Below are 4,984 nucleotides of genomic sequence, written 5' to 3' on the forward strand. Positions count from 1 at the left end.
GCTTGCTGATGGTAATATTCATGTTTATGGTAGTTTACGTGGTAGAGCTTTGGCTGGGCTCTCCGGGGATAAGCAAGCGAGAATTTTCTGTCAATCTTTAGAGGCTGAGTTGGTCTCCATCGCCGGTTTTTATCGTCTAAGTGATGCAATTGAGCCTCATGCTGGACCTTGCCAGATCTATTTACAAGATGAGCATATTTGTATAGAGTCGTTATGCTAGAGTGTAGGCTGCGATTTGTTCGGTTTAATCAAAGTATCTTAAATTTGGATAAGAGTGGTATTATCTACTCTTCTACACAGAGCATGCGACGCATTAAAAGCAATCCACTATGACTACAACGGCAAAGATACCCAATAATCGTTTAGCTGCAGTGTTTATTTCTGATTTACATTTACATCCCGATGAGCCTTTAATTACTGCGCGTTTTGATGGTTTTATAGAGTGGGCAGCGAAGCATACTAAGACTGTTTATATTCTAGGTGATTTTTTCCATGCCTGGGCTGGTGACGATAGCCTTGATTCTTGGTCCAGATCGATTGCAAAACGCCTGCTCTGGTTATCGCAACAACAGGTAGCTATTTATTTTATGCACGGAAATCGTGATTTTTTACTAGGGAAAGCGTTTGCTGATTTAGCGGGAATGATTATTCTTCCTGAACCAGCCATGATTCAATTAGGTGATACGAGAATTTTATTAGTTCACGGTGATCGATACTGTACTAACGATAAAGGTCATCAATGGTTTAGACGTTTAACGCGAAATCGGTGGTTTAGCCACTTTTTTTACGTCTGCCCTATAAATTCAGGGCTGAATTGGTCAGCAAGATAAGGCAACATAGTCAAACAAACCGAAGTAAGCCTTATAGCCAAATGGATGTGGTCGTATCGGACATGATAAAACATATGCAAAGATATAAGGTAACAATGTTAATTCATGGGCATATACATAAGCCAGGCTTAATAAATCATTGTTATAATGAAATTATGTATAGTCAATATGTGTTAAGTGACTGGGATGACAACCCTACTCTTCTGTGTTATGATGAAACAAAAGGTTTTTATTTTAATCAACTAGAGTTAATAGAGGTATCAAGTTATGCCAACTCCTGAAGAAAAGAAGCAGCAACAAATAAATGCACTAGCCGCTCAAGAGAAAGATGCCCGTTTACAAGACTTGCTGCAAGGAGAGCAACGAGCAAAACAGCAGCAGATGAAAGAGGAATTAAATAATATAGGCAGGGAAAAACGGCGCGCTAAAGGGAAGGACTATTGGGAGAAAGTTGGTAAAAATGCCGACGTGCTCATGAGCGATGGGATGAAAGGCTATAATGATTGGGTTTCTGGTATGAACGCCATTGTCAATACATTGATGGATTTGGCCATGGCTATGTCGCTGGATCCGATTGGTGATAGTGATTATGCAGCGGTAGGATTGTTGAAGTTTGCAGCAGAAGCCGGTAAAGATTTAGTTTTAAAACCTCTTGCCTCACTTGTACCTTATAACAAAGAAATAGGACAATTCGCTGAAGGTGTAGGAACGCTAGTTTCCAATAAAGTTGGTAATACCCGTGTTGGTAGCGCATTAGGCCTAGGAACAAGAGTCCCCGATATTAAATTTAGTGTTAATGTGGATGATGAAGGACATTTAGTTTCGGGTGCTAGCAAAGATGGGATACCTTTGTCAGAGACTGAGCAAATGCATTTTGACGCGGGATTGGTTGCATGGGCAAAAACACATGGTTATACCAATCAACCCGATCCTAACAACCCTGATAAGTTTGTATTAAAACAAACAGAGCCTCTAGGGGGGGTCCCGCCCACTAATGCGATCATGACTACAGAACACTTCAAAGAGCTTAGTGAGGGCAGAGCGCCTAACCAACCACCTGATACAGGTTTAAAAAGCTTTATGGAAGGACGCTATAATATCAATATGAAATATGAGCCACCTCAGGAACCGAGCTCTGGAATGACCCCATAATCATTTTTGGGCAGGTATTCCGCTATGAAAACGGAATACCTGATCGGTGCTCTTAATTAATTCGTTTTCGACGGTAATAAAAAATCCAAACGCTTATCAATATCTCCTCCATAAAGTTTTGCCAGATGTAAATAATCTTGAAAATGGCGTGCTTCAGATTTCACAAGCGAACTATAAAATTTACTTAATTCTTCGTCTTCCAGCCTAGGAATCAAGGCATTAAAACGCTCGCAGGAGCGTGCTTCAATGAGAGCACCAATGATTAATTGATCGCGTAAACGCTCCCTAGAGTTTTCTTTGGGTACAAGACGATGCATTTGCTGCGCATAATTAGAGGGATGAAGAGGGCCAAATTTAATATGACGAGCTTTCAGCAAATTGACTACCTTTTCAAAATGCAGTAATTCTTCACGGGCTAAAGGAGACATGACCGCGACTAATTCCTGTTTTTCTGGGTATTTACTAATGAAATTGATTGCAGTGGCTGCTGCTTTTCGTTCACAATGTGCGTGATCAACAAGTAGGGTCGTTAAGTTCATCATAGCAACATCTACCCAAGCAGTAGGAGTGGGTGTGCGAATAAAATCAATTAAAATTTGCAATTCATTGGCAAGAGAGCTTAGCATGAGAAATATACACTATACTTTTTGATGAAAGAATGCGTTATATCACAGTCTGTTGCAAAATCAAGTTGGATGAATAATGAGCGAAGAACGAGCAGAAAACGATTTGTCGATGTGGTATTCAACCTATGGTTTAATTACTGCAGAACGTATTTTAGAAAAATGTAAAATTAAACTCCCTCAAGAAGATCTGTTTGCCGCAGTCAAAAAACCTAATAATTTTTATCATCGTTTGCTACGTATTCCTATGAAAAATGTATTTAACGGGATTATCTTGCAGCAAGCTCATGATTACCAGGTTTATGCGCAAAAAATTGTTTGTTGATTATTTATTGTCGGGAGAAACGGCCAAAGATGAAGAGTCGCCCGGTGGTTTGACTAGAGATGATTTGGAGGAAACGCGTAAAAAAGCTCGTGGAAATGGGCGATGAATTCCATCAATTGGAGTTTACGCAAGATAAATTGATTGCTGAAAGTCAGCATAGTCTTATTAAATATGCCGCAGAATGGCAAAAAATTCTTCATGGTGCTGCAAAAAGGGTTAAATCAGCTTTGCCATCAACCGGTGGAGATAAACTGGATGTAAAAATTATTCAAGCGCTTAATCACTTGATTATTAAAGAGGATATTGCACCGGGTGAGACTATCAGCTTTAAGAGCAATACCTGGAGTGATTTGGAAAAAATTCTGGGTCAAAGCCTAGGAGGTGAACTGAAACAATTAATTGCAGAAGAAATTGTTAAGTTAACTGAATTCGCCGAGGCAACAGAGACCTCTTTGGCAAATTTTATGGAACGTGTTTCAGATACTGGCCGAAGTTTACGTCAATATCGTACTGAATTTTATAATTTGATACTACGAGTCAATGAATTGATTCAATTACTGCCAGAATACCGCATAAATCCGGAACAAACGGAAGAGAATCGCGAATTTCTCCATTTTGATGCAGATCTTGGTGAACAATGAATTTATGTTAGCTACTACGCTATCAGATCGTGTATAATAACGCGCTTTAATCTTAGATAATTGGAGTGCGTTATGGCAAAAGAGTTAACCCTGTCTATCATCAAACCTGATGCAGTTGCTAAATCAGTTATTGGCCAAATTTATGCTCGCTTTGAAAAAAGCTGGTTTAAATATTGTTGCTGCGAAAATGATGCATCTTTCTCGAGCGCAGGCAGAAGGATTTTATGCTGTTCATAAAGCGCGTCCATTTTTTAATGATTTGGTGTCTTTTATGATTTCAGGTCCTGTAATGATTCAGGTTTTAGAAGGCGAAAATGCAATCATCAAGAATCGTGATTTAATGGGCGCGACTGATCCTAAAAAGGCGGATGCAGGTACTATTCGTGCTGATTTTGCTGACAGTATTGATGCAAATGCAGTTCACGGCTCTGATAGCCCTGAAACGGCTGCTCAAGAAATTGCTTATTTCTTTGAACCACATGAAATTTGCAAAAGATAATTGTTGTCTGAGGTAATGCGATGAGTCAAAAAATCAATTTGTTGGATTTTAATTATCAGCAAATGCGCAATTTTTTCAGTGAGCTTGGTGATAAGCCATACCGCGCACAGCAAGTACTGCAATGGATCCATCAAGCTGGTTTTCATGATTTTTCGCAAATGACCAATTTGGGTAAGTCGCTCCGAGAGCGGCTTAGCCTGATGGCTGAAATTCGTTTACCAGAGATTGTCGCTTGTCAGAAATCTGCTGATGGTACTCATAAATGGTTATTGAAATTGGATTGCGGGAATTGTATAGAAACTGTTTTATCCCCGAAGCAACGCGAGGAACTCTCTGTGTATCTTCGCAAGTTGGTTGTGCACTAAATTGCAGTTTTTGCTCAACAGCCAAACAAGGTTTTAATCGGAATTTAAGTACAGCAGAAATTATTGGCCAGGTTTGGTTGGCTGTGCGTGAATTATCACAGCAGGATGGAGCACATGATAAACGAGTTACCAATGTCGTTATGATGGGTATGGGTGAACCCCTGCTCAATTTTGATAACGTTGTAGCGGCAATGGATATCATGATGGATGATTTTGCCTATGGTTTATCCAAGCGGCGAGTCACTTTAAGTACTTCTGGTGTTTTGCCAGAATTAGAGCGTTTGCGTGAGGCCAGTCCAGTCGCACTGGCAGTTTCATTACATGCTCCTAACGATGAATTACGTAACGAATTAGTGCCTATCAATAAAAAATATCCTTTGGCTGAACTAATGGCTTTGTGTAAACGTTATTTTAAAAATGAACCTAAGAGAAAGGTAACGTTTGAGTATGTGATGCTCAAAGGCGTTAATGATCAGCCTGAGCATGCTGCTCAATTGATCGTATAACTTCGTATAATGTATGCTATACGAAGTTATTACGTTTCACAAG

7 protein-coding genes and 3 pseudogenes are annotated in these 4,984 nt (G+C 39.7%); 9 read left to right on the forward strand and 1 reads right to left on the reverse strand.

All coding sequences use genetic code 11. The features are described from left to right. The 4 genes from minC to BN58_RS10770 all read left to right on the forward strand — a co-directional run. On the forward strand, positions 1-220 hold a 220-nt coding region (gene minC / locus BN58_RS24260; protein WP_040916444.1), incomplete at its 5' end, for a septum site-determining protein MinC. 109 nt (positions 221-329) lie between these two features. Beyond that, positions 330-830, forward strand: coding sequence for a UDP-2,3-diacylglucosamine diphosphatase (locus tag BN58_RS33850; RefSeq protein WP_232220517.1), 501 nt, complete (start codon positions 330-332; stop codon positions 828-830). A 74-nt stretch (positions 831-904) separates the two neighbouring features. Continuing rightward, the gene (locus BN58_RS33855) at positions 905-1,111 is read left to right on the forward strand and encodes a metallophosphoesterase family protein (protein WP_232220518.1); all 207 of its coding nucleotides are present in this window, start codon (positions 905-907) and stop codon (positions 1,109-1,111) included. After that, complete coding sequence (locus BN58_RS10770; RefSeq protein ID WP_019216829.1) at positions 1,098-1,982, forward strand: hypothetical protein; 885 nt, start codon at positions 1,098-1,100, stop codon at positions 1,980-1,982. Before BN58_RS33855 ends, BN58_RS10770 begins: the two co-directional genes overlap by 14 nt. Here the strand turns inward: BN58_RS10770 and miaE are convergent. Continuing rightward, positions 1,983-2,608 (reverse strand): annotated as a pseudogene (gene miaE, locus BN58_RS24270) (tRNA isopentenyl-2-thiomethyl-A-37 hydroxylase MiaE). It lies immediately after the preceding gene. 76 nt (positions 2,609-2,684) lie between these two features. On the opposite strand from miaE, the gene BN58_RS28460 reads away from it, so the two are divergent. The 5 genes and pseudogenes from BN58_RS28460 to rlmN all read left to right on the forward strand — a co-directional run. Next, positions 2,685-2,930: a hypothetical protein gene (locus BN58_RS28460; protein ID WP_019216831.1), complete on the forward strand. Its 246-nt coding sequence runs from the start codon at positions 2,685-2,687 to the stop codon at positions 2,928-2,930. Further along, entirely contained in the window at positions 2,908-3,036 is a 129-nt protein-coding gene (locus BN58_RS36105) for a hypothetical protein (RefSeq protein WP_019216832.1), read from the forward strand. Before BN58_RS28460 ends, BN58_RS36105 begins: the two co-directional genes overlap by 23 nt. Beyond that, entirely contained in the window at positions 3,026-3,571 is a 546-nt protein-coding gene (locus BN58_RS28465; RefSeq protein WP_019216833.1) for a hypothetical protein, read from the forward strand. The genes BN58_RS36105 and BN58_RS28465 overlap by 11 nt, the downstream gene beginning before the upstream one ends. 72 nt (positions 3,572-3,643) lie before the next feature. Continuing rightward, positions 3,644-4,070, forward strand: a pseudogene (ndk, locus tag BN58_RS24280) (nucleoside-diphosphate kinase). Positions 4,071-4,090: 20 nt separating this feature from the next. Then, positions 4,091-4,935, forward strand: a pseudogene (gene rlmN / locus BN58_RS24285) (23S rRNA (adenine(2503)-C(2))-methyltransferase RlmN); the annotation flags it as partial. Positions 4,936-4,984 lie beyond the last annotated feature (49 nt).

Origin of the sequence: Legionella tunisiensis, assembly GCF_000308315.1 — a bacterium.
Classification (GTDB): domain Bacteria; phylum Pseudomonadota; class Gammaproteobacteria; order Legionellales; family Legionellaceae; genus Tatlockia; species Tatlockia tunisiensis.

Coding starts and splice junctions, on each gene's coding strand:
- BN58_RS33850 (WP_232220517.1), top strand. CDS start 330: ATGACTACAACGGCAAAGATACCCAATAATCGTTTAGCTGCAGTGTTT.
- BN58_RS33855 (WP_232220518.1), top strand. CDS start 905: ATGCAAAGATATAAGGTAACAATGTTAATTCATGGGCATATACATAAG.
- BN58_RS10770 (WP_019216829.1), top strand. CDS start 1,098: ATGCCAACTCCTGAAGAAAAGAAGCAGCAACAAATAAATGCACTAGCC.
- BN58_RS28460 (WP_019216831.1), top strand. CDS start 2,685: ATGAGCGAAGAACGAGCAGAAAACGATTTGTCGATGTGGTATTCAACC.
- BN58_RS36105 (WP_019216832.1), top strand. CDS start 2,908: ATGCGCAAAAAATTGTTTGTTGATTATTTATTGTCGGGAGAAACGGCC.
- BN58_RS28465 (WP_019216833.1), top strand. CDS start 3,026: ATGGGCGATGAATTCCATCAATTGGAGTTTACGCAAGATAAATTGATT.